This window comes from Tepidiforma sp. (genome assembly GCF_034433535.1).
In the GTDB taxonomy this organism is placed as follows: Bacteria; Chloroflexota; Dehalococcoidia; order Tepidiformales; family Tepidiformaceae; genus Tepidiforma.
Genome location: NZ_DAOUAO010000063.1, coordinates 1 through 23,812, shown reverse-complemented (window position 1 = coordinate 23,812; position 23,812 = coordinate 1). Strand labels below are relative to the sequence as shown.

Genomic DNA, 23,812 nt, shown 5'->3' with positions numbered 1-23,812 from the left:
TACAGGCGCTACAGAAGGCGGCCACCGCCTACAGCGAAGCGCAGGAACGGCTCGAGGCGGCGCGAGCGAAGCGGGACCTGGCCTGGCGTGAGGTGGAACGGCTCGAGCAGGAGGTGAAGGAACGGGAGCAGTCGCGCGAGGCAGTCGTACGGCTGGAGCGCGAGCTGGAGCAGCTGGACACGGAGCTGGAAGCGGCCCGGGCAACACTCCAACAGGTCCGTGCTGAGGCGGCGGCAGCGGAGATAGCGCTCGCGGGAGCGCGAGCGCAGCTGGCCGAGGCGGAGGAGCGTGAACGGGTTGCCGCCGAGGACCTCGCGTATGCCAACGACCGGCTCCAGGTCGACCAGATGGCCCGTCGGCTGGAGCAGATTGAGGCGGCGGAGGAAGAGGCTGAGAAGGCGCGGGCGTTTCTCGCGACCTGCCGCACTACACCCGACGGGCTGCGCGCGATCGAGCAGGCAGCCGAAGAGGTTCGACAGGACGAGGGCCGCGCGCGCGGCGTCCGGTCGACCGTGGAAGTGCGCGCGGAGTCGGCTGCGGAGGTCGCGATAGGTGGCCAGGCGCAGCGGGTCGGGCCTGGCGAGCCGCTCGCGCTGGAAGTGACCGAGGAGCTGGAGATTCGGCTGCCGGGCGGGTTCGTGGTGGTGGTTCGGCCGGGGGAGACGCTGAGCCGGGTCGAAGAGCGGCTGGCAGAGCGTCGCCAGCGGCTGGCGGCTCTGTTGGAGGCGGCCGGGGCACGGTCCGTGGAGGAGGCCCGGCGGCTGCAGGAGCAGCGGAGGGAGTCGGAGGCGGCCCTGAGGGACGCGGAGCGCCGCATCCGGGACGCGCTCTTCGATCTCTCCTCGGCCGAAGAGCTGCGCGGGAAGCTGGAACGCACGCGGGGGGCGGTCGATACCTACCGCTTGAGGCGCATGGGCGGCGTGCCGCTGCCGGCAACGCCGGGGGAGGCGCGGCAGGCGAAGGAAGCAGCGGAGCGGGCCCGGGCAGCCCTGGCGACTGCGGTGAGGCAGGCGGAGGAGCGGGCCGCGCGGGCAACGAAGGCCAGTCAGGACGCCGAATCGCACATCGCGCGGCTCGAGGAGCGCGAACGTGCGGCACGGGTGCAACTGGGCGCGGCCCGCGAGCGCGCGGAGGAGGCCGCGCAGCGCCCCGAGGCCGAACTGCGAGCGGCGCTGAACGGCGCCCAACAGCAGCTGCTGGCGGCCCAGCGCGAGCTCGATGCGCGCGCGCAGGTGGCGAAGGGCGTGCGGGACGTCAGCCAGGATTTGGCTGCGGCCGAGCGGGATCTGATGCAGGTGATCGACCGGCTCGACCGCGCGCGCGATGAACTGGCGCGCGCGCGGGGCGCACTGGAGCACGAGGGCGAGGGGACGCTGCTGGAAGAGCTGGAGCGCGCCCTGGCGGAGCGGGAGCGCCGCACGGAGGAGTTCGAACGGGTCGAGCGACGGGCGAAGGGCGCGCGGCGCCTCTTCGATACGCTCGCACGGCACCGCGAGGCGGCGAGGCAGGCGTACGCGCCGCGGTTGGCCGCTGAGATCGAGCGGCTCGGGCGGCGGGTCTTTGGAGAGAGCTTCCACGTGGAACTCGGCAATGACCTGGAACTTCGCCGGCGAACGCTGGACGGCATCACCCTCGATTTCGAGCAGCTGAGCACCGGGACGCAGGAGCAGCTGGCGGTGCTCTACCGGGCGGCGTGCGCCGCGCTGGCCGGCCAGGGCGGGGTGCCGTTCCTGCTGGATGACGCGCTGGGCTGGAGCGATGCCCGGCGGCTCGATGACATGGCGAAGGTGCTGGCGGAGCTGGCGTGCGAGGTGCAGGTGGTCGTGCTGACCTGCCAGCCGGGGCGCTTCGCGGCAGCTGAGCCGGCGGCCACGGTGCGGATTGCAGCCGGGCGCACGGACGAAGCCGTCGGCAGCCGTGAGGGGACTCAACCAGCGCTGATATGAGGCCCGGTCCGGGCGCCGTTTGCCTGCAGGGTTGAGACTGAGTATCGTGTGTTCCTGATACTGACTCTCAGAGGAGGGCGACATGCGCAGCATGGTGCGACGGCTGAGCCTCGCGATTGCAGCGCTGGCGGCTGCGGCGCTGCTGCTGGGCGCGTGCGGCGGGGGCGACGATGACGGCGGCAAGGGCATTCGTGTGGTGGCGACGACCACGCAGATCGGTGCGCTGGTGCGGGAGGTCGCGGGCAACCGGGTGCAGCTGACGGTGCTGCTGCAGGCGGGTGCCGACGCGCACGATTACGAGCCTTCGCCGCAGGACAGCCGGACCATCCGCGAGGCGAACCTCGTGCTCAAGAACGGGATCGGGCTTGACGACTGGATGGATGACCTGGTCAAGAATTCGGGCACGAAGGCGCGGGTGGTGGTCGCCACGGACGGGGTCGCAGTGCTCGAAGGGGACCATGGCGAGGAGGAGCACGCGGGGGATGCGGAGAAGCCGGAGGACGACCACGCGCACGAGGAGGGCGACCCGCATGTCTGGCACGACCCGATGAACGTGAAGGTGATGGCGGAGAACGTGGCGGCCGCGCTGGCGGAGGTCGACCCGGACAACGCCGCGGCGTACCGGGAGCGAGCGGACGCCTACAAGGCCCGGCTCGATGAGGTAGACGCGCAGATTCGGTCGCTGGTCGACAGCATCCCGGCGGCGAACCGGAAGCTGGTGACCAACCACAAGGCGCTGGCGTACTTCTTCGAGCGCTACGGACTGGAGCTCGTGGGGGCAGTGATACCAAGCGTTTCAAAGGACGCGCAGCCCTCGGCGAAGGAGCTCGCCGAGCTTTCGGACCTGGTCCGGTCGGAGGGCGTGAAGGCGGTGTTCGCAGAGTCAGAGGTAGACCCGAAGGTAGCGGAGCAGCTGGCCCGGGAAACGGGGGCGAAGCTGGTTACGGGGCTGTATGCTGACTCCCTGGGGCCGCCGGGGAGCGGCGCCGAGACAATCGACGGTATGCTGCTGCACAACGCGCGGCTCATTGCGGAGGCGCTCAGATAGAGGCTGGGACGGAAACCGGCACACCTGCCGCGGGTGCTCTCGAGGTGAGGGGGCTCGCGGTGCGGTACGGCGCGAACCTCGCGCTGGAGGGGGTGGACGCAGCGGTCCCGCACGGGGCCATCGTGGGGCTCATCGGGCCGAACGGGAGCGGCAAGTCCACCCTGCTCAAGGCGATCGCCGGGGCCGTACCGGCGTGGAGCGGCAGCGTTCGGTTCGGCGGCCGGCCGGTGCGCGAGCTGGCGGGTCGCGTGGCCTACGTGCCGCAGCGCGAGGAGGTGAACTGGGAGTTCCCGGTGACCGCGCTGGATGTTGTGCTTATGGGGCGTTACCGCGAGCTGGGTTGGCTGCGCTGGCCGGGACGTCGCGACCGGGACCGGGCGGAGGCAGCGCTGGCGCAGCTGGGGCTGGGAGGTTTGGGGCACCGGCACATCAGCCAGTTTTCGGGGGGACAGCAGCAGCGGATCTTCCTCGCGCGGGCGATGGTGCAGGACCCGGTGCTGGTCTTGCTGGATGAGCCGTTCACGGGGGTGGACGTCCAGAATCGGCAGGTGTTCCACGAGCGGATCCAAGCGTTTGGGAAGGCGGGCGTGACGGTGCTGGTGGCCACGCACGACCTGGACGAGGTGCGCGCGATGACGACGCACGTCCTCTGCCTGAACCGCCGGATGGTCGCGTTCGGGCCGACAGCCACGACCTTCACGCCGGCGAACCTGCGCGCGACCTTCGGCGGCCAGGTTGCGGTTTTCGAACAGCTGCCCGTGTTCGAGGAGCTGCGATGAGCTGGCTGACCGAGCCCTTGCAGTACGAGTTCATGCAGCGTGCGCTGCTCGAGGTGGTGATCATTGGGGCGCTGTGCGGGCTGGTGGGCTGCTTCGTGGTGCTGCGGGGGCTGGCGTTCATCGGCGATGCGCTGGCCCATGCAGTCTTCCCCGGGGTGGTGCTGAGCTACCTGGCAGGGCAGAACATCATGGTCGGAGCGTTTGGCTTCGGGACGCTGACCGCGCTGGGGATTGGGGTGCTGGCACGGAGCCGGCGGGTGAGCGAGGACACGGCGATTGGGGTGATTTTCGCCGCGTTTTTCGCGCTCGGGGTGGTGATCCTGAGCCGGCAGGGCGGCTTTCGGCGGGACCTGGGGTCGCTGCTGTTCGGCAACATCCTCGGGGTTTCGACAACGGATGTGGTGATTACGGCCGTGATCGCGGGTGCCGTTGCGCTGGTGGTGGTGGCGCTGCTGAAGGAGCTAACGCTGGCCGCGTTCGACCCCCAGCTGGCGCGGACGATGGGCTACCCGGTGTTCGGGCTGGAACTTCTTTTGCTGCTGCTGGTGGCTGCGACGATCGTGGTGAGCCTGCAGACGGTCGGGAACATCCTGGTGCTGGCGCTGGTGGTGACGCCGCCCGCCACGGCCCGGCTCCTGACAGACCGGCTCTGGCGGATGCTGCTGCTGAGCGTGGCGATCGCGGCCGTATCAGGAGTGATCGGGCTCTACCTTTCCTATCATTTCGCGACGGCGGCGGGCGCGACCGTCGTGCTGGCGGCGACGGTGGCCTTCGCGCTGGCGCTGGTGTTTGCGCCGACCCACGGGCTGCTGGCGGGCTGGCTGCAGGCGCGCAGCGGGACGCACCATGCGCACCATTACCACCACGCCGGCGAGGACCACGCAGCGCGGTAGCGAATCGCCGGTGGTCGCGGTAGAGTGCGGTGGCCAATACCGTGACCTGAGGTTGGGTTCGACATGACGACAGCAGACCATCCGCACGCGGGCGATCGCATCCTGACGGATGCGGAGATCATGGAGCTCCGCGAGAAGGTGAAGGCCTTTATGGCGGAGCACATCTACCCGAACGAGCCGTTCTTCCACGCCAACCACCCGCGCCAGTCGGCGGCGGGCCGGGAGAAGATGAAGGAGCTGCAGGCGATCGTGAAGCGGCTCGGGATGTGGGCGCCGCACCTGCCGGCAGCCGCGGGCGGCATGGGCATCGGCTTCATGCCGTACGTGTACATGAACGAAATCCTCGGCCGGAGCCCGTACGCGCCGATCGCATTCGGGTCGCAGGCGCCGGATTCGGGGAATGCGGAGATTCTCTGGCAGTTCGGGACGCCCGAGCTGCAGGAGAAGTACATGAAGCCGCTTGTCGCCGGTGAGATCTGGTCGTGCTATTCGATGACCGAACCCGAGGTCTCCGGCGCGGACCCGACGGGGCTGCGGACGACGGCCGTCCGTGACGGCGACGAGTGGGTGATCAACGGCCACAAGTGGTTCACCAGCCAGGCCGAAGGGGCGACCTTCGCCATCGTGATGTGCGCCACCGAGCTGGACCAGCCGCCGCACCGGCGGTTCACGCAGATCGTGGTGCCGACCGATACGCCAGGGTTCCAGATCATCCGGCCGGTGCCGGTGATGGGCGAGACCGAGGGGTCGCACTGCGAGATCCGCTACACCGACGTGCGGGTACCGATCACGAATACGCTGGGCGAGCCGGGGAGCGGCTTCCGGATTGCGCAGAAGCGGCTCGGGCCGGGTCGTATCCACCACTGCATGCGCTGGCTCGGCCAGATGCAGCGGGCGTTCGAGCTGATGTGCGAGTACTCGCTAAAGCGCGAGGTGTTCGGCTCGACGCTCTCGGAGAAGCAGACGGTGCAGAACTGGATCGCCGACAGCTACGTGGAGATCCAGGCGGCGCGGGCGCTGACGCTCTCGGCGGCGAAGAAGATCGACCAGGGCGACGAGGCGCGGGTGGAGATCTCGGCGATCAAGTTCTTCGGGGCACAGGTGCTGCACAACGTGATCGACCGGGCGATCCAGGTGCACGGGGCGCTGGGCGTCTCGGGCGACACGCCGCTCGAGTCGATGTACCGGAACGCCCGGGCGGCCCGAATCTACGACGGTCCGGATGAGACGCACCGGATGGTGGTTTCGCGCCGGATCCTGCAGAGCTTCAAGGCCGGCAACGGCTGGGATTTCGGCCTGCAGTAGGCGCAAGGAGGCGGGAAGCTCCGGAGGGGCCCGAAGGGGCCCCTCCGTGTATTCGCCCGGGTTGGCTTGCGTGGGGACGGCGCCACGGGCGATGCTTCCCGGTACCGCGGCGGGCGGCGGGATCGCCTGGTGCGGACGTGATGGGGGCGTGAGCAATGGAACTGGAAGCGTTGCGCGAACGGCTGGTCCCGTTCGTCCGGGCAAAGCTGGGAGACCCGGCGGCGGAGGTGACGTGGCTCCAGCAGGGCACCGGCCACGCCGGCTTCTCGTATTTCTTCGATGTGGAGACGGGGGGCGAGCGGCGGGAGTACTTCCTGCGGCTGCCGCCGCCCGGGGTAAAGCTCGAAGGGACGGCCGACCTGATGCGGCAGGTGACGGCGATCCGCGCGCTGGAAGGGACGGGAGTGCCGCACGCGCCGATTATCTGGGCAGGGACGGAGCCGGAGTGGTTCGGGGTGCCGTATTTCGTCCAGCCGCGCCTCCCGGGGGATACGCTCAAGGAGTCGTACCCGGAGCTGTTCACCGATGCGCAGCTGCGGGAGATGGCGCGGGCCGCGATGCGGGCGCTGGCGGGCATACACCGGGTGCCGGTCGACCGCCTCGGCTACCTGGGCGACTTCTGGGGTTACGAGTTCGATGTGACCCGGTGGGATCGGTTCGCCGAGCGGGCCGCCGAGCCGGAGCTGCTGGCCCTCCAGCCGCGGGTGAAGCAGCTGCTCCTGGAGAACATCCCGCACGAGGCGCCTATCGGGCTGTACCACGGGGACTTCCAGTGGTCGAACGTCCTGTACTCGCCGGAGGGCGAGCTGCTGGCGGTGGTCGACTGGGAGCTCTGCGGGGTTGGCCCGACCTACAACGACGTCGGCTGGGTGCTGGTGTTCAGCGACCCCGCGGCCTGGGCGCACGAGCGCAGCAGCCGGATGCCGCACGCGGATGAGCTCGAGGCGTGGTACTGGGAGGCGGCCGGCGGCCGACCCGGGGACATCCGCTGGTTCAAGGCGCTGGCGGTGTACAAGTTCGCCATCATCACGGGCTTCAACCTGATGCTGCATCGCCGGGGCAAGCGGCACGACCCGCACTGGGAAGAGATCGCGCCGTCGATGCAATCGAACCTGGAGTACGCGCTGAAGATGCTGGGCGGCTGAGTCCGCGACAGCAGGTGACGCCCGGGAGAGGGAGAATCGGGCGGAATGGAGCAGAGCAACGACGGGGCCGAGGCGGGGCGCGTGCAGGTCATCACCTGCCCGGTTGGAGAGGCGCGCCAGCGGCTGAAGGAGCTGCTCGCCGAGTTCAAGGCTGCGGACCCGCTGGCGCCGGTGACGGTGGTGGTGCCATCGAACCAGGTCGGGCTGGATGTTCGCCGGGCGCTGGCCCGCGAATCGGCGCTGGTGAACGTGCGCTTCCTCGTGGTCGAGCGGGCGGCTGAGCTGGTCGCGGCCGGACGCCTGAACGCGCAGGGTCTTCGTCCGCGTTCGAAGTGGCGGTGGCTGGAGACGCTCCGCGAGGCAGCGGTGGCGGAGAGAGGCCGGCTGGCGGCAGTGGCGGAGCACCCGGCGACGCTGCGTCGGCTGGCTGGCGCCGCGGCGGACCTTCGGGCGGCCGGGGAGGACGTCCTGCGTGCGATCGAGGAATCGGGCGACGCGCTGGCCGCCGAGACGGTGCGGGTGGTTCGGCGCGCGGAGGCGGAGGCAGCGGATAGCTACGACGACCACCGGCTCGTGGAGGAAGCGGCGGCCGCGCTGCTCGAGGGAGCGGCAGCGGGCCGGGAGCTGGGCGCGCTGGTGCTCTATCTGCCCGAGCGGCTGACCGCAGCGACGGCGACTTTCGTGCGGGAAGCGGCGAGCGGGCCGGGAGCGGCGGCGATTCTTGGTCTGACCGGTGACCCGGAGGCCGACCTGCGGGTCGAGCGCTGGCGGGCGATGCTGGCGGATGACGGCACCGCACCCCGGGCTTGGCCGCCAACGCCCATCCTGCCGGGGCGGGTGGCGTCGCTGCCGGACAGCGAGGAGGAGGTGCGCTACGCGGTGCGGGAGGCCTGGCGGCTGGCGGAAGCGGGCGTGCCGCTGCATTGGATGGCGATCCTGTACGGCAACGCCGACCAGTACCGGGCGCTGGTGCACGAGCTGCTGACCGCGCTGGGGCTGCCCCACAACGGCCCGGGTGTCCGCAAGCTGAGCGACTCCCTGGCGGGACGGACGGTGCTCGGGGCGCTGCGGGCCGCGAGGACAAACTTCCGCCGGGATGCCGTCATCGACTGGCTGGGTTCGGCCCCGGTGCAGTGGGCCGGCAGGGAGGTGCCGGCGCATCGCTGGGACGCGGTGACGCGGGATGCCGGCGTCACCCGGGAGGTCAACCGGTGGCGGCAGGCGCTCGAAGCGCACTGCGCGCGGCAGGAGCGGCTGGCTGCCGAGGGGCGCCTGGACGAAGACGAGGCAGCGCGGCGCTGCGACGCCGCGCGTGACATCGCCAGCTTTATCAAAGATGCCGCGGCCCGGCTGGGTCAGGCGGAACGGGAGTCGATCGGCGAGCACGCCCGGCGGGCGGGAGCGGCGCTGGAGCACTGGCTGCCCCGGGCGGCGCTGGAGACCCGCGCGGGGGTCCCGGAGGAGGAGCTGAAGGCATGGGACGAGGTACGGCGCGTGCTCGGGGCGATGGAAGAGGCGGGGGCCGGCGGCACCAGGGTATCCCCGGCAGCGTTCGAAGCCGCCCTGCGCGAGGCGCTGGGGGCGCCGATGGCCCGGCACGGGCGCATCGGGGAGGGGGTGTTCGTGGGGTCGGTGGCGGAGGCTGCCGGCATGGAGTTCGAGGCCGCCTGGGTGCTCGGGCTGGGCGAACGAATCTACCCGCTGCAGGAGGGCGATGACCCGCTCCTGCCGGAACGGCTGCGGGCGAGGTTTGCGGACGTCGTGCCCTCGGCGGCGGAGCGCCGGCTGGCCGAGCGCCGGGCCTACCTGGCGGTGGTAGCCGGCAGCAGGAAGTGCACAGTGACGATGCCGCGGGCCTCGCTGCGCGACCAGCGGCCGGTGCAGCCGTCGCGCTGGCTGCTGGAGGCGGCGACGGCACTGGCGGGGCAGCCGGTCTACGCTTCGGACCTGGAGAAGATGGTTGACGGCCGGGCGGAACGGCCGGGATGGCTGGAGGTGGTCGATTCGTTCGAGTCGGCCATCCGCGCCGGCGATGCGTGGGCGAGCAGCGACGAACGTGACCTGACGGAGCTGGTTCGCGCCGGCGCCGCACCCTGGGAGCACCCGCTCTCGTCCGAAGACGGACTGCGGGAGGGGATGTTGGCGCGGGCGGCCCGTTCGGCGGGGTCGCGCATGCCTGCACCGGCGGGGGTGGGTGCCTACACCGGTGAGGCCGGGCAATCGACCGGGACAGGGGAGGACGCGCGGCCCGTTTCGGCCACAGCGATGGAGACGCTGGTCAGCTGCCCCTTCCGTTATTTCCTCCGCTACGAACTCGGCGTGCGGGAAGTGGAGCGACCGGAGGAGCTGGACGTCATCGAGGCGGCCGAGCAGGGGTCGCTGGTGCACCTCGCGCTGGAGCGATTCGTCCGCGAGGTAATGGAGCGGCGCGGGCAGCAGGAGCTGGTGGGTACGTGGAGCGACGACGAGCGCCGGCTGCTGTTCGCGATCGCGGAGGAGCTGTTCGAGGATGCGGAGCGCCGGGGGATCACCGGGCGGCAGGGGGCCTGGCTGGCGCGGAAAGAGCGGATTCGCCACGACCTGGAGCGGTTCCTGGAGGAGGACGAGCGGGAGCGCGGCGACCGCTGGGCGGTCGTCGCGGCGGAGCTGGAGTTCGGCAGCGAGGAGGGGCGAGCGGTGCAGGTGACGCTGCCTTCCGGGCGGGTGATCGCGTTCCGCGGGAAGGCCGACCGGGTGGACCAATGCGGGGACCGGCTGCGTGTGTTCGACTACAAGACCGGCAAAGCGGACCGGTTCAAACGCGCTGACCAGGGCGGAAGGGTGCTCCGGACGAAGGAGGGAGAGTGGCTGCTCCAGCTTCCGGTCTATGCGCTGGCGGCGCGGGAGCACGAGGGCCAGCCGGTGGAGGCGGCCTACTGGTTCATCACCGAGGACGGCAAGTTCGCCATGGAGACCGTGGACCTGGGTGCGGCCTGGCCCGAGTTCGTGAAGGTGCTGGATGCGGGGACGGCGCTGCGGGAGCAGGGGGTGTTCCCTGCGGTCCCGGGTGCGGAGGCTCGGGACTCCTGGAAGCACTGCACGTTCTGCCCGTATGACCCCGTCTGCCCGGGTTCGGAGCGGGACCGGTTTGCGGAGCGTCTGCTGCAGGATGAGCGACTGGCCACGTTCCGGTCGGTCGTGCTCGGCGACGACACCGGGGAGGAGGCCGAGGAATGACGCTGATCGACCGGGCGGACCGCGAGCGTATCCGTAACGAACGGCATCGGACGCTGTTTGTGGAAGCGGGGGCCGGCACGGGCAAGACGACAGAGCTCGTCGGGCGCATCGTGTCGCTGGTGGCCGGCGGGGCGAGGCTGCGGGGCATCGCGGCAATCACGTTTACCGAGAAAGCGGCGGCTGAACTAAGCGACCGGGTGCGGGCACGGCTCGAGCAGGCGGCGGCGGGACTCGATGCGTACGGGGAGCTGGACGACGAGGCGAGGGCGCGCTGCCGCGAGGCCGTGGCGGAGCTGGACAGCGCGGCCTTCGAGACCATTCACGCGTTCGCACGGAAGCTGCTGGCCCTCCACCCGCTCCAGGCCGGCCTGCCGCCGGAGTTCGCGGTGCTGGATGAAACGGAGGCAGAGCTGGAAGCGGCCGAACGGGTCCGCCGCTTCCTGGATGAGCTGGAGCAGGACCCCGAACTCAGCCTGCCGCTGGTGGCGGCGTACGGGCTGGGTCTGCGCCCGCGGGATAGCCGGGACCTCGCGCTGCACTTTGCCAGGGAGTGGGACCGGCTGGCCGGCGAGCGATTCCGGCCGCCGGATGGGGAGCCGGAGTGGCGTCCGCCGCTCTCCCGCCTGCTCGAGGGTGTCCGCGAGGGGCAAAACCCCGAGTTCGTTACCGGGTACGTGGAGCCGCTGGAGGCGTTTGCCGGGCGGCTCGATGCCGCCTACGAGGCCTTCCAACGCGCGACCGACGAGCGGGACGAGCGGCTGCTGGAGTTCGTCGCGCTGGCGCCCCGGACGCCCGGGATGCCCGGGACCGTCGGCAAAGGGCGGCCGCTGAAGGCGGTTTCGGACGGGTACCGGGAGTGGGTCGGAGAGCTGCGCACGTGGGCGCTCGGCTGGCTCCTGCCGCGGCTGCAGGAATTCGCGCTCGGGTATGCCCGGGAGCGCCGGGAGGCGGGCCGGCTGACTTTCCACGACCTGCTCGTACTCGCGCGGAACCTGCTGCGTGACAACGAAGACGTGCGCCGGGCTGTGCACGAGCGCTATCCCCATCTGCTCATCGACGAGTTCCAGGACACTGACCCGCTGCAGGTAGAGCTCGCAGCGCTAATCGCCGGAGGCCCGCAGTGGGGCGGGGACTGGCGCAGCGCGGAGGTGGCGGGGGGGAGGCTGTTCTTCGTCGGCGACCCCAAGCAGTCGATCTACCGCTTCCGAAGGGCGGATATCGCCATCTATGAGACGGCCCGGGGGTCGTTCGCAGCGGAGGGCGTCGCGCTCCGGACGAATTTCCGCTCGACGCGGCGGGTGGTCGAGTTCGTCAACGCGGCGTGCGCGGCGCTGTTCGAGGGCAACGACGAGGCCGGGCTACAGGCACCGTGGTCGGAGCTGGAACCGGCGCCGGCTGCCGTCGAAGGTGTCCCGGTCAGGGTGATGGGCGGCGCCATCGAGGGAAGCGCCAGGGCCGTCCGGGACCTCGAGGCGGAGACGCTCGCGCGGGCGATTGAGGACATCTGGCGGACCAACGCCGCCGGGACCGAGGGGGGCACGCGCTACCGTGACATTGCCGTGCTCATCCCGCGGCGGACGGGGCTCCCGGCGATCGAACGGGCGCTCGCGGCGCGGGGCATCCCGTACCGGGTCGAGAGCCAGTCGCTGATGTACCAGAGCGAAGAGCTGCGGGAGATGACCAGCATCCTGGCGGCGACCGATGACCCAACCGACGAGATTGCGCTGGTGGCGGCGCTGCGCTCGCCGGCGTTCGCGTGCAGCGACGCGGAGCTGCTGGCGTTTCGGCGGGCCGGCGGCCGCTGGAACTACCTCATGCATCCGCCGGACGGGGCGCCGTCACGGGTGGCAGGCGCAATGGAGAGGCTGCGGGCGTGGCACGAGGCGCGCTGGTGGAAGAGCCCCGCGGAGCTGGTGGAAGAGGTCGCGACGGAGGCCCGGCTGCGGCAGAAGGCACTGGTCACGCGGCGACCGCGCGAAGCGTGGCGCCGGTACCGCCTGCTGGCGGAGCAGGCGCGGGCACTGAGCGCCGCCGGGGCTGTGACGACGCTGCGGCAGTTCGTCGAATGGCTGCGGCGGCAGGGAGAGGAGGGCGTGCGGGTCAACGAGGCGATCGTCCCGGAGCCGGACGACGACGCGGTGCGCATCATGACCGTGCACGCATCGAAAGGGCTGGAGTTCCCGGTGGTGCTGGTGGCCGGGCTGGGCTCCGGGGGCACGCGGCGGGACCCAATGGTGGTTTGGCCCACAGCAGGCGCCGGTGGACTGCCGGAGGTGCGGGTGGGGCCGAACGACCGTGTCTTCAAGACGAGCGGCTACGACGCGGCAAGGGAGGTGGAAGAACTCCGGGAAGCGGCCGAGCAGGTGCGGCTGCTGTACGTGGCGCTAACCCGTGCACAGCGGCTGCTGGCAGTTTCGCTGTTTCGGTCGAAACAACGAACTGGCAAAAGCCTTGCGGCGAAGCTGGAGGAGGTGCTGGAGCAAGCGGCAGGCCACTATGAGCGGTACGAGCCTCCGGAGATCGCCGTGGAGCCGGAGCGCGAGGCGCCTGCGCCGGGCGGGCCGGTACCGGACCGGTCGGAGTGGGCAGCACGCCGCGACGGGCTTGTTGAGCGACTCGGGAAAGCAAGGGTACGGCCCGCGACGGCACTTGCGGCGGCCGCGTCTGAGGCGGATGCGGCCACGAGCGAGGAGGAGGGCGAAGAAGCCCTCGAAGCGGAACGCGAGCCGTGGCGGAAGGGCCGGGCCGGGACCTCGATCGGGCGGGCGGTGCACGCGGTCCTCCAGACCATCGACCTCGCCACCGGCGATGGGCTGGAGGAGACGGCCGCGGCGCAGGCTGCCGCCGAAGGCGTCCCGGGGGAGGCGAGCCACGTGGCACGGCTGGCGCGCAGCGCGCTGGATTCGCGCCCGGTGCAGGAGGCGGTGCGCTCGGGGCGCTCCTGGCGCGAGGTCTACGTCGGGGCGGAAATCGACGGGACGGTGGTCGAAGGGTTTATCGACCTGCTCTACGAGCGGGAGAACGGAGAGCTGGTGGTCGTGGACTACAAGACCGACACGCTGCGCAGTGCGGCGGAGGTCGACGCCGCGATGGCGCGCTACCGGCTGCAGGGGGCGGCATACGCCGCGGCGCTGCAGGCCGCGCTGGGCCGAGCGGTGGCAGAGGTGGTGTTCGTGTTCACCGAGCCCCGGGCGGAGCGGCGCGTGGATGACCTGGACCGCGCGATGGGGGAGGTACGGGAGCTCCTGCGCCGGGACGCCAGCACCGCACCGGCCCCCGGCCAGCACGCGGGCGGCTGACGGCCTGGCAGCTCAGGCGCCGGGGGCCTCGCGCAGGCCGAGGAGCCAGGCCTCGGCGGGGTCGCGGGCGCGGAAGAACTCAACCGGGGCTGCGTGGGGCAGCTCGCCGCGGTAGGCGAAGACCTGGCGAAAGATGCCGAAGACGAGCGGTGATGGCGCGACCACCGCGGTTCGGAAGGAGCCGCGGAGCTGGACGGAGCGGACGAAATCGGCGAGGAAGAGCACGTCGGCGGTCACGGCCTCCACCTCGGAGGCGTCGAGCAGGAGCCGACCGTTCCCGATGACACGGTCGATCCAGCCGTTGCCGGGGAGGTCGCGACCTTCGACCACGCCGTACAGTCGGAATTCGATGTAGCGCTGGTGGTCGGCGAACTGGTAGGGCACGTCCGTCCTCCTTGTGGGACGCTCTCGCGGCGACGAACGGTACGCTACCTGCGGGGGCGGCAGCGGCTGGTGAGGGCTAGAAGATGACGCCGGGGTTGAGCATACCCCAGGGGTCAAGGGCCTGTTTGATTGCTCGCATGGCGGAGATATCGGCAGGTGCGCGGGTGAGGTTGAGGTAGGGTTTCTTCGCGATGCCGATGCCGTGCTCGGCGGAGATGCTGCCGCCGAGGCTGGCGACGAGTTCGAGGACGGCGGCGTCGGGGGCGTCGTCATCCGGGGCAGGGCCGAGAATGTTGACGTGGAGGTTGCCATCGCCGGCGTGGCCGAACAGGATCGGCCGGGCGGCGGGGGCGACCTCTGCGAGACGTCGCCGGACTGCCCCCTCGAACTCGGGGAGCCGCGCGAGCGGGAGGGTGACATCGAGCTTGTGCGGGATGCCCGCGGCGGAGATGGCCTCGGTGTGGCGCTCGCGGTAGGCCCAGAGGCGGTCGCGGGAGGGTCGGTCGGCGGCGAGGAGCGCGTGGGCGGGGTCGATGCGCGATTCGAGCGCGGCAGCGAGGGCCGGGACGGGGTCATCGCGGGCGGCTGCCTCGACGAGCAGGTAACACCCGTGGGCCCGTGAAAACGGCGCCGGGAGCCCGGTGTGGTCGAGGACGAGCTGGAGCCCTTCGGGGAAGAAGACTTCGGCGGCTTCGAGCGAGGGGACATCGGCGCGGAGGTCGCGCAGCACCCGGAGGGCATCGGCCAGCGAGGCGAGGCCGAGGAGGGCAACCGCCCGGGAGGGCCGGGGCGGGATGAGGCGCAGGCGGGCGCGGGTGATCACTGCGAGGGTGCCTTCGCTGCCGGCGAAGAGGCCGGGCAGGTCGTAGCCGGAGTTGTCCTTGAGCAGGCCCGGCAGGCGGCGGATCACCCGGCCATCAGCGAGGACCGCCTCGATGCCGATGAGCTGATGGCGCATGGGGCCGTAGCGCAGGACGCGCACGCCGCCGGCGTTGGTGGCAATCATGCCGCCGATGGTGGCGCTGTCGCGGGAGGCGAGATCGACGCCGAAATCCCAGCCGGCAGCGCGGGCGGCCTGCTGCAGGGCGGCCAGGGTGACGCCGGCGCCAGCCGTAACTTCGCCGGCGATGGGGTCGAGGTCTTCGATGGCGTCGAGGCGGCGAAGGCTGAGGACCGCTTCGCCAGCGCGGGGGATGCTGCCGCCGACGAGGCCGGTGTTGCCGCCCTGCGGGACCACCGGGAGGCCGGCCTCGCCGCAGGCCGCGAGGACCGCGCTCACCTGGTCCGTCGCGGCCGGGCGCAGCACGAACGTCGACTCACCGCGGTAGCGGCGGGTCCAGTCGACCTCGTAGGAGGCGCGCACGGCAGGGTCGGTGATCACATGGTCTGGCCCGAGGATCGCCTCGAGGCGTGCGCGGAGGGCGGCAAGGTCCACAGGGGGAGGATAGCCGCTCCCGCGTCAGTGGGTGTGGGGGCGAATGCCCGGCCCGTGGCTGTGGCCGTGGTGGGACCAGCGGGCGCCGCCGGAGGGTGCCGGGCTGGAGCCGGCGTTTTCGCGGGCGGCGCCGCGGGTGAAGGTCATCATCGGCGGGGTGAACACGCGGCGCGCCTGGACGTTGCACATGGGGCAATCGGCGGGAACGTCGGAGTCTTTCAGGCTGCGGGAGACCTCGAAGTCGAGGCCGCAGCGGTCGCAGTGGTAGTCGTAGAGGGGCATGGCGGCCTCCCGGGACGATATCTGCAGTTTACTGCATCTGCAACTGATTGCAGAATGATGCGCATGAGCACGGAAGCAGAACTGCAGAACACCATATCAGCTGAGCGGGGAGACGGCGGCCGGCCAACGCTGGCGGTGCTGGTGCACGCGGGCTTCCCCGCGGACCTGCTGGTCGATGTCGAGGAGCTGTGCCGCTCGTTCTCGGGGTTCCTCGGGACGCCGGTGGCGCTGGCGGTTTCGAACGAGGCGCCGCTGGAGTCGACGCTGGACAGGCTGACCGGGCCCGGCGGCGACTGGTCGGTGCAGTTCGTGGCGCCGCCGACCTCGAAGGCGGCGAGCATGAGCTCGGCGCCGTTCGTTTACCGGGAAGACGGCCGGCCGGACTGGGGCGCCATGTGGCAGGGGTTCTGCGAGCTGGCGCTGTACGGCGGCCCCCCGCACCGCGGCGAAGCGGATGCCCTGCACGCGGTCGAACACCCGCTCGAGGTGCCGGCCAACGAGGAGTTCGACGCGATCGCGGAGATTCGCCGCGGGATTTACGAGACAACGGGGCTCTTTTCGGAGCCCGCCGAACCCGGCTGGCTGGCGGTGACGTGCCACTCGAAGAAGATGGCGGCGTGGATGGCGGCATCTATCATCCTGGAGAACGTGGATGCCCGCTGCGACGAGGAGCGGCTGCTGGTGCCGGCGCACCCTTCGTTCCGGCTGAAGAACGAGGTGAAGAGCGTGATCACGGTGGTGGCGAAGTGCAACCACTACTGGCAGGCGCACATCGCTGCGGGCGGGTCGGGAGCCGAATCAGTCGCCTGACTGGCGGGCGATCTGGCCCATGACATCGTGGGCGGCGCCGCCAGCGCCCGGGGCGGGCACCTCGACGATGCGCTCGTCGATGTCGTCGTATTCGAGGCGGAGCGCCCGGCAGATGGTGGCGTGCATGCGGTAGGTCGCCACGGCGTAGGTGAGCTCGAGGATGGCTTCTTCGGAGAGGACGCGGCGGAGAGCCTCGAAGGTGGCGTCCTGGACCCGGCCATCCTGCAGGACCAGCTCGTCGGCGTAGGCGAGGATGGCACGGTCGGCGTCATCGAAGACGGGGCTGGTCGCCCAGGCAGGGATGGCGGCGAGCTTCTCTTCGGGCACGCGTGCGGCGCGGGCGGCCTTGCAGTGCTGCGAGAAGACGAACTGGCTCCCGGCGGTGAAGCCGGTCCGCACGAGGGCGAGCTCGCGCTGGTAGGGAGTAAGGGCGCGGCGCCGGCTGTTCAGCAGGGCGAAGCCGTCCTGGGCGTGAACGAGCACATCGGGGACGAGCGCGAAGACGGTCCACCAGTTGCCGGGGGTGCCGGTAGCCGTGCCGGGCTCGGCCACGGGGTCGCGCCCGGGGAAGAGGCGGTCGTAGGCTGCGAGGGCCTCAGGAGCGGCTTCGGCGCGGGGCACCTGGCGGAGTCGGGGCACGGCGGACACCTCCGGTTGCGGGCTGGCGCGATGATAGCGGATACCGGCCGGGGCGGCGGTTTGACCGCAGCTGTGTCGGGTTTTTATTGTTGATTGCCAAGGCTGAACCGGGGGCGGCAATGATGCTGGCGATCGAAGCGCACGGGCTGACAAAACACTTCGGACCAGAAATCCGGGCGGTCGAAGGCATTGACCTGGCCGTCCCGGAGGGGCAGATTTTCGGCTTCCTGGGGCAGAACGGCTCGGGGAAGACGACCACCGTGCGGATGCTAACCACGCTGCTGCGGCCGACGGCAGGCACGGCGCGGGTGGCGGGGGTGGATGTGCTCGCGAACCCGGCGGAGGTGCGGCGGCGGGTCGGCGTCGCGCTGCAGGAGGTCGGGCTGGACGAACTGCAGACCGGCCGGGAGCTGCTTACGCTGCAGGCCCGGCTGTTCGGGCAGCCTGCCAGGGAGGCGCGGGAGCGGGCGGCGCGCCTGCTCGAGGTGGTAACGCTCACGGAGGCAGCGGATCGTCCCATCCGGGGGTACTCCGGCGGCATGAAGCGGCGGCTCGACCTGGCCTGTGCGCTGGTCCACGGCCCGCGGGTGGTGTTCCTCGATGAGCCGACGACGGGGCTCGACCCGATCACGCGGGAGGCGGTCTGGCGGTACGTGGAGGAGCTGAACCGGGAGCAGGGTGTAACCTTCTTCCTGACGACGCAGTATCTGGAGGAGGCCGACCGGCTGGCGCACCAGGTGGCGATCATGGACTGCGGGAAGGTGGTGGCGGAGGGTTCGCCGGCAGAGCTGAAGGCGAGCATTGGGACCGATGTGCTGACGGTGGCCTTCGGCGACGCGGGCCAGGCCGAGCGGGCGGCCGGGGTGCTTGAAGGCTTCGAAGGCGTGCAGCGGGTGCTCCGCACTGACGAGGAGGTCGCGGTGTACCTTTCGAACGGCGCGGCGGCGGTGGCGGGCGTGGTGCGGCTGCTGGATGCTGCCGGGCTGCCCGCGGCTTCGCTCACGCTGAAGCAGCCGACCCTGGACGACGTGTTCCTGCGGGCCACCGGGCACCACCTCGACGTGGTGGAGCCCGGGACGCCGCGGCCGGCGGGAGGTGCGGCGTGAAGCTGGCAACTGCGACGTGGCTGCTGACGCTCCGCGCGCTGCGGGAATCGCTGCGGCAACCGGGCAACGAGGTGGCGAACGCGTTCATCCCGCTGTTCTTTTATGTCGTAACAGTCGGGGCGGTCGGCTCGGTGGCGCGCGACGCGTTCGGAGTAGCGGACTACAAGGGGTTCCAGCTGCCGGTAGCCGTGCTGCAGGGCGCGGCGGGCGTCGCCTCGGGCGCCGGGCTGGCGATGACGCTCGACATCCAGTCGGGGTACTTTGAGAAGCTGGCGCTCACGCCCGCGCCGCGGCTGGCGCTGGTGCTGGGCCGGATGCTGGCCGACGCTGTGAAGGCGCTGATCCTGTCGGCGGCGATCCTGATACTGGCGCTGCTCTACGGCGCGGGGTTCGAGACCGGACCGCTGGGCGTGGCCGTGCTGCTGGCGGCAGCCTTCGGGTTCGCGCTGGCGTACTCGGGCATCGGGGTCGCGATTGCGCTGAAGACGGGCAGCCCGCAGGCGGCGCAAGCAGGCTTCATCATCTTTTTCCCGCTGCTGTTCCTTGCGCCCACCTTCGCACCGGTCGAGGTGTTCGCGTCGTGGCTGGAGGCGGTGGCGCGCGTGAATCCGGTGACCTACATCCTGCTGGGCATGCGCTCGCTGGTGACGGACGGCTGGGACTGGGCGGCTCTGCTGAAGTGCGGAGCCGCGACGGCCGGGATTGGCGTGGTCACCATTTCGCTGACGCTGGCGGCCCTCCGGGGTCGGGTGCGGCAGTAGGGCGCCGCCTCCTGCTGGCTGGCCGGCCGGATAGTTGACCGGTCCACGGCGCCTCCGTAGCGTCCGGCGTGCATGATCGCCGGGCGGCCCTTCGCCCGGGCACGAAGGAGGAGCTGGTTATGGCCTACACGAAGCCGATACCCGAGCCGGACCCCATCAACCGGCCGTTCTGGGAGGGTGCCAAAGCCGGGAAGCTGATGCTGCCGCGCTGCACCACCTGCAACCGGGTGCACTGGTACCCCCGGCTGCTTTGCCCGTTCTGCCATTCGCGCGAGCTGGAGTGGATCGAGGCGAGCGGCGAGGGCCGCGTTCACACGTTCGCGGTCCAGCACCGGGCGTTTGGCGGCTGGGCCGATGAGGTGCCGTTCGTGACCGCCTACATCGACCTCCATGAGGGCGACCGGATGTTCACCGTGCTGCGGGGGGTGGACCCGACGAAGCCGGAGACCATCAAGATCGGCGCGAAGGTGCGCGTGGAATTCGAACAGGCCAGCGACGAGGTGAGCATCCCGTTCTGGCGCGTGGTGGAGGAGTAGGCGATGCCAGGCGAACTTTCCCGGGCGGCGGCGATTATCGGGGCTGCTGAGGCGAACGAAATTGGGTACCCGGCAACCCCGAAGACGGCGCTCCAGCTGCATATCGAAGCCATCAAGAACGTCAGTGAGCAGACGGGCATCCCCATCTCGCGGATCGACGGGGTGTTCAGCGCGGGGTGGTCGTCGCAGCTGGCCGAGCACCTCGGGCTCCACCCGAAGTACATCGATACGACCTCGGTAGGCGGCTGTTCGTTCGAGATGCACGTGCACCACGCGCTGGCAGCCATTCACGCCGGGATCATCGATGTGGCCCTGATCAGCCACGGCGAAAACGGATGGTCGGCGCGGGCGACGGGCGGCCGGGGCACGGGCCGGCCGCGGGGTGCACCCGACCCGTGGGACCCGGGTCAGCAGTTCCAGGCGGTGTACGGCGTGGCGGGGGCGCCATCGAACTACGCCCACGCAATGACGCGGCACAACTACCGGTTCGGCTCGACGCCGGAGGATTTCGCGCACATCGCTGTGGTGACGCGCCAGTGGGCGATGCTGAACCCCCGCGCGATTATGTTCTCGAAGGAGACCAACCCGGGCGGCGGACCGATTACGGTTGAGGACGTGCAGAATTCGCGGGTGGTGGCGTGGCCGCTGACGCTGCTGCACTGCTGCCTGGTGACCGACTACGGCGGGGCGGTGCTGGTGGCGAGCCCGGAGATCGCGCGCAGCTTGAAGACGAAGCCGGTCTGGATCGCCGGGGCCGGGGAGAGCATGGGGCATTCGAACATGCTTGAGATGGAGGACTTCACGGCGACGTCGGCTGCGGCCTCGGCGGCGGCGGCCTACCGCATGGCGGGGATGGGGCCGGAGGATATGGAGATGGCGATGATCTATGACTCGTTCACCATCACGGCCGGGATCACAGCCGAGATGCTGGGGCTGGCGCCGCGGGGCGAGGGTTTCCGCCTGTGGAAGGACGGGCACGCCGCGCCGGGCGGAAAGTTCCCAATCAACACGAACGGCGGCGGGCTCTCGTTCAACCACTCGGGGATGTATGGGATGCAGCTGCTGGTGGAGGCGTACCGCCAGCTTTCGCGGACGGCGGAGGATGGTGTGACGGGGCTGCCCGGGAAGCAGACGAATGCGCGCTCATGCATTGTGAATGGGACGGGCGGCAGCCTTTCGACGACGGGGACGCTGATTCTCGTCGCAGACTGAGCGGCGGCGGCGGCAGGCGCCGAATGGTGCCGCATGCTGATGCAGGGGCCGCTGGGGCGGCCCCTGCGGCGTTTCAGCGGCGGGGGCGGGCGACGGGACGGCTGCCGGTGACGCCGTCCGCTTCCAGCATGGCGATGGCGTCGGCATCGAGGCCGAGGCCGGCAAGCACCTCCGCGGTGTGCTGGCCGAGGAGCGGCGCCGGGGAAGCGGCGGCGAGGGGAGCGCCGTCACGCAGGATGGCGGTGGCCGGGTAGAAGTGGAAGCCGACCGGGTCGCGCTCTTCGCCAATCCAGAAGCCGGCGGCGAGGAGCGGCTCGAAGCTGAGGAGGTCGGCTTCGGTGTTGACCGGCGCTGCGGGAACGCCGCGACGGCAGAGTTCGAGCGCGAGGGCATCGGCGTCGCGGCCGGCGGTCCACCCGGCGAGGGCGGCTTCGAGTTCAGTGCGGCGGGCAAGGCGCGCGGGCGCTGCGCCGAGCACGGGGTCGGCAGCCCAGGATTCGCCGGCGAGGCCGGCAAGGGCCTCCCAGGCGGCATCGCTGTCGACGTCGATCGCGACCCAGCGGTCGTCGCCGGCGGCGGGGAAAACGCCGGAGGGGGCGCGGCCCGGGTGCCGATTGCCGCGGCGCGGGGGCTGCCGGCCGGTTCGCTGGTATTCGATGAGCGCTTCGGAGACGAGCGGGAGGAAGCCTTCGAGCTGGGCGCATTCGAGCAGGCGGCCGCGGCCGTCCCGCCGGCGGGCGCGCAGGGCGGCGAGGACCGCGGCGGTGCCGGTGAGGCCGCTGACCGGGTCGCCGAGGGCGTTGGCGAGCATGGTGGGCGGCCCGTCTTCGTAGCCGACAAGCGCCGTGAGCCCGGACATGCCCTCGATGGTGTTGCCAAAGGCGACGTAGCCCGCCTCGGGGCCGGTCGAGCCGAAGGCCGGCTGGCGGAGCATAACGAGGCGCGGATTCCGGGCTGCGAGCGTCGGGTAGTCAAGGCCGAGCTTCTCAATGACGCCCGCGGCGAAGTTTTCGATGACGACATCGGCGCCGTCGATAAGGGCGAGGGCGAGGTCGCGGCCGCGAGGGTGGGCGAGGTCGAGGGTGATGCCGCGCTTGCCGCGGTTCACGGCGTTGAACACGTGGGAGCGTTCGTGGAGGGCGAGGCCGGGGTCGTCGCCGGGCGGGCGAGAGCCGCGCCACCAGTCGAAATGGGTATGACTTTCGATTTTGATGACGTCGGCTCCCAGGGCAGACAGCAGGTGGCCGACGAGGGGGCCGGCCCAGCCCATGGAGAGGTCGACCACGCGGAGGGCGCCGGGGCGCCAGGGGCCGGGTGATGCCGCGTCAGCCGCCGCGGGCCCGGACTCGGCGAGGACGCGGACCGGCGGGCCGGGGACGCGGTACACCCGGCCCGAGGGGGTCGCAACGGTGCGCCATGCGCCGCGGGCAGCGAGCTGCGGCGCGTCGAGCACCTCCTGGAGGGTGGGCAGCGGCGAGCAGGGGATGCGGTGCCGCTGGAGCAGGTGGTAGAGCTCCCAGCGGGTGTGGCGGGCGAGCCAGGGCAGGAGGTAGCGGTCGAGGCCGGCGATGTTGGCTGCGCGGTCGGTGGGAGAGGCGAATCGCGGGTCTTCGACGAGCCCGGGGTGACCGCTGAGCTCCGCGAGGGTGACCCACTGCCCGTGGAGCGCGGCGTGGATGCCGATGAAGCCGTCGGCGCAGGGGAGGGTGACGATGGTGGGCTGGGTGGGGGCGTAGCGGGCGCCGGCGCGGCCGCGCAGGCGGCCGAAGTACTGGAAGGCGACGGTGTCGTAGATGGTGGTGGCAGCGAGGGCGGCCACGATTGGGATGTCGTGGCCGGCGGGCCGGGAGGGGTCGGCGGCGAGGGCGGCAACAGCGGCCCAGAGGCCGGCGACGAAGAGGTCGAGGGAGAGCGGCGGAGCGAGCGGCTCGCGGGAGGGTTCGCCGACCTGGTGCATCCATCCGCCGGCGGCGAAGCGGGTGAGGGAGGTGGAAGGGGCCCCGGTCCAGTCGTTGCCGGGGCCGAACGGGGTGATCCAGATGACCCGCCCGCGGGCGGCCAGCTCGTCGACGCGGGCTGCGGTGGCGGGACTCGGCGGGAGATCGGTGATGAGCAGTTCGCCGGGAAGCGGGTCAAGGGACAGCGAAGCAGGATGCTCGGCCCCGGAGGTGAGGAACGCACCGAGGGCCTCGGGGTCGAGGATGGTGGCGTGGCGCACCGCGGCCCCGAGCTGCTGGAGGAGCCAGCCAGCGTACGCGGCGGCGGGGCTGGCGGAGACAACGCGGGCGCGGAGTTCGGGAATGAGGTCCATGGCGGCGGGATGATAGCGCATGCGGCCGGACGTGCGCGGGCGGGGCGTAGAATGCGGGGCACGAATTCGGACTCGAGCACGGGGGAGGTCCATGGCGGACGAGACATGGCAGCCAGAGGTAGAAGAGATCCATCGAAGGGCGCAGCTTGCCTACGGGATGGGCGGGCCGGAGAACATCGAGCGGCAGCACGCGGGGGGCAAGCTCACGGTGCGGGAGCGGATTGCGGCGCTGGTGGACCCCGGGAGTTTCGCGGAAACGGGCGTGCTCGCAGGCAAGGCGGAGTACGACGAGGCGGGCAAGCTGGTGAGCTTTCGGCCGGCGAACTTCGTCTGCGGGATGGCGCGGCTCAACGGGAGGCGGGTGGTGGTCGGCGGTGACGACTTCACGGTGCGCGGCGGGGCGGCCGACGCGGCGATTGCGGGCAAGCAAGTGTACGCCGAGCGAATGGCGCGGGAGCTGAGGGTGCCGATGGTGCGGCTGGTGGACGGGACGGGCGGCGGCGGGAGCGTTCGGACGCAGGGAACGCAGGGCCATACCTATATCCCGGCAAACCCGGGCTGGGACACGGTGGTGGAGATGCTTTCGGAGGTGCCGGTGGTGGCGGCGGCACTGGGGAGCGTGGCGGGGCTGGGTGCCGCGCGGGTGGTCACCGCCCACTGGAGCGTGATGGTGAAGGGGAGCTCGCAGGTGTTTGTGGCCGGGCC

The 23,812-nt window shown here is 71.1% G+C and carries 19 protein-coding genes; 14 read left to right on the top strand and 5 right to left on the bottom strand.

The window, feature by feature from the left end:
- The 8 genes from VAE46_RS03390 to VAE46_RS03355 form a co-directional block, all read left to right on the top strand.
- Window positions 1–1,946, top strand: a 1,946-nt coding sequence (locus tag VAE46_RS03390) for a hypothetical protein (RefSeq protein ID WP_322795507.1), incomplete at its 5' end; no start/stop codon positions are given.
- 82 nt (window positions 1,947–2,028) lie between these two features.
- Window positions 2,029–2,994 carry a metal ABC transporter substrate-binding protein gene (locus VAE46_RS03385; RefSeq protein ID WP_322795506.1) on the top strand — a complete coding sequence of 322 codons (966 nt, stop codon included), beginning with the start codon at window positions 2,029–2,031 and terminating at the stop codon, window positions 2,992–2,994.
- Window positions 2,995–3,038: 44 nt separating this feature from the next.
- A complete protein-coding gene (locus tag VAE46_RS03380) occupies window positions 3,039–3,773 on the top strand; it encodes a metal ABC transporter ATP-binding protein (RefSeq protein WP_322795505.1) in 735 nt (244 codons plus the stop codon).
- Window positions 3,770–4,666 carry a metal ABC transporter permease gene (locus VAE46_RS03375; RefSeq protein ID WP_322795504.1) on the top strand — a complete coding sequence of 299 codons (897 nt, stop codon included), beginning with the start codon at window positions 3,770–3,772 and terminating at the stop codon, window positions 4,664–4,666. The genes VAE46_RS03380 and VAE46_RS03375 overlap by 4 nt, the downstream gene beginning before the upstream one ends.
- A 63-nt stretch (window positions 4,667–4,729) precedes the next feature.
- Complete coding sequence (locus VAE46_RS03370) at window positions 4,730–5,971, top strand: acyl-CoA dehydrogenase family protein (RefSeq protein WP_322795503.1); 1,242 nt, start codon at window positions 4,730–4,732, stop codon at window positions 5,969–5,971.
- A 155-nt stretch (window positions 5,972–6,126) separates the two neighbouring features.
- Complete coding sequence (locus VAE46_RS03365) at window positions 6,127–7,116, top strand: phosphotransferase family protein (protein WP_322795502.1); 990 nt, start codon at window positions 6,127–6,129, stop codon at window positions 7,114–7,116.
- A 45-nt stretch (window positions 7,117–7,161) separates the two neighbouring features.
- Complete coding sequence (locus VAE46_RS03360) at window positions 7,162–10,332, top strand: PD-(D/E)XK nuclease family protein (RefSeq protein ID WP_322795501.1); 3,171 nt, start codon at window positions 7,162–7,164, stop codon at window positions 10,330–10,332.
- Complete coding sequence (locus tag VAE46_RS03355; RefSeq protein ID WP_322795500.1) at window positions 10,329–13,631, top strand: UvrD-helicase domain-containing protein; 3,303 nt, start codon at window positions 10,329–10,331, stop codon at window positions 13,629–13,631. Before VAE46_RS03360 ends, VAE46_RS03355 begins: the two co-directional genes overlap by 4 nt.
- A gap of 12 nt (window positions 13,632–13,643) precedes the next feature.
- On the opposite strand, the gene VAE46_RS03350 is transcribed toward VAE46_RS03355, so the two are convergent.
- The 3 genes from VAE46_RS03350 to VAE46_RS03340 all read right to left on the bottom strand — a co-directional run bounded on the left by VAE46_RS03350 (window position 13,644) and on the right by VAE46_RS03340 (window position 15,732).
- Window positions 13,644–14,015 (bottom strand): hypothetical protein, encoded by a 372-nt coding sequence (locus tag VAE46_RS03350; RefSeq protein ID WP_322795499.1) that lies wholly within the window; start codon window positions 14,013–14,015, stop codon window positions 13,644–13,646.
- Between the two features lie 76 nt (window positions 14,016–14,091).
- Complete coding sequence (locus tag VAE46_RS03345; protein ID WP_322795498.1) at window positions 14,092–15,450, bottom strand: FAD-binding oxidoreductase; 1,359 nt, start codon at window positions 15,448–15,450, stop codon at window positions 14,092–14,094.
- A gap of 24 nt (window positions 15,451–15,474) precedes the next feature.
- The gene (locus VAE46_RS03340) at window positions 15,475–15,732 is read right to left on the bottom strand and encodes a zinc ribbon domain-containing protein (RefSeq protein ID WP_322795497.1); all 258 of its coding nucleotides are present in this window, start codon (window positions 15,730–15,732) and stop codon (window positions 15,475–15,477) included.
- A 63-nt stretch (window positions 15,733–15,795) separates the two neighbouring features.
- On the opposite strand from VAE46_RS03340, the gene VAE46_RS03335 reads away from it, so the two are divergent.
- Window positions 15,796–16,542 carry a hypothetical protein gene (locus tag VAE46_RS03335; protein WP_322795496.1) on the top strand — a complete coding sequence of 249 codons (747 nt, stop codon included), beginning with the start codon at window positions 15,796–15,798 and terminating at the stop codon, window positions 16,540–16,542.
- Here VAE46_RS03335 and VAE46_RS03330 read toward each other — a convergent pair.
- The gene (locus VAE46_RS03330; protein WP_322795495.1) at window positions 16,531–17,181 is read right to left on the bottom strand and encodes a carboxymuconolactone decarboxylase family protein; all 651 of its coding nucleotides are present in this window, start codon (window positions 17,179–17,181) and stop codon (window positions 16,531–16,533) included. The genes VAE46_RS03335 and VAE46_RS03330 overlap by 12 nt on opposite strands.
- Window positions 17,182–17,300: 119 nt before the next feature.
- Here VAE46_RS03330 and VAE46_RS03325 point away from each other — a divergent pair, with 119 nt between their 5' ends.
- The 4 genes from VAE46_RS03325 to VAE46_RS03310 all read left to right on the top strand — a co-directional run bounded on the left by VAE46_RS03325 (window position 17,301) and on the right by VAE46_RS03310 (window position 20,796).
- On the top strand, window positions 17,301–18,287 hold the full coding sequence (locus tag VAE46_RS03325) for an ATP-binding cassette domain-containing protein (RefSeq protein WP_322795494.1): 987 nt from the start codon (window positions 17,301–17,303) through the stop codon (window positions 18,285–18,287).
- The gene (locus tag VAE46_RS03320) at window positions 18,284–19,048 is read left to right on the top strand and encodes an ABC transporter permease (RefSeq protein WP_322795493.1); all 765 of its coding nucleotides are present in this window, start codon (window positions 18,284–18,286) and stop codon (window positions 19,046–19,048) included. The genes VAE46_RS03325 and VAE46_RS03320 overlap by 4 nt, the downstream gene beginning before the upstream one ends.
- Window positions 19,049–19,116: 68 nt before the next feature.
- The gene (locus tag VAE46_RS03315) at window positions 19,117–19,584 is read left to right on the top strand and encodes a Zn-ribbon domain-containing OB-fold protein (protein WP_322795492.1); all 468 of its coding nucleotides are present in this window, start codon (window positions 19,117–19,119) and stop codon (window positions 19,582–19,584) included.
- Window positions 19,585–19,587: 3 nt separating this feature from the next.
- Window positions 19,588–20,796, top strand: a complete 1,209-nt coding sequence (locus VAE46_RS03310; RefSeq protein WP_322795491.1) for a thiolase C-terminal domain-containing protein — start codon at window positions 19,588–19,590, stop codon at window positions 20,794–20,796.
- A gap of 73 nt (window positions 20,797–20,869) precedes the next feature.
- On the opposite strand, the gene VAE46_RS03305 is transcribed toward VAE46_RS03310, so the two are convergent.
- Window positions 20,870–23,107 carry a CoA transferase gene (locus VAE46_RS03305; protein WP_322795490.1) on the bottom strand — a complete coding sequence of 746 codons (2,238 nt, stop codon included), beginning with the start codon at window positions 23,105–23,107 and terminating at the stop codon, window positions 20,870–20,872.
- A gap of 91 nt (window positions 23,108–23,198) precedes the next feature.
- On the opposite strand from VAE46_RS03305, the gene VAE46_RS03300 reads away from it, so the two are divergent.
- The coding region (locus VAE46_RS03300) for a carboxyl transferase domain-containing protein (protein ID WP_322795489.1) at window positions 23,199–23,812 on the top strand (614 nt) is incomplete at its 3' end.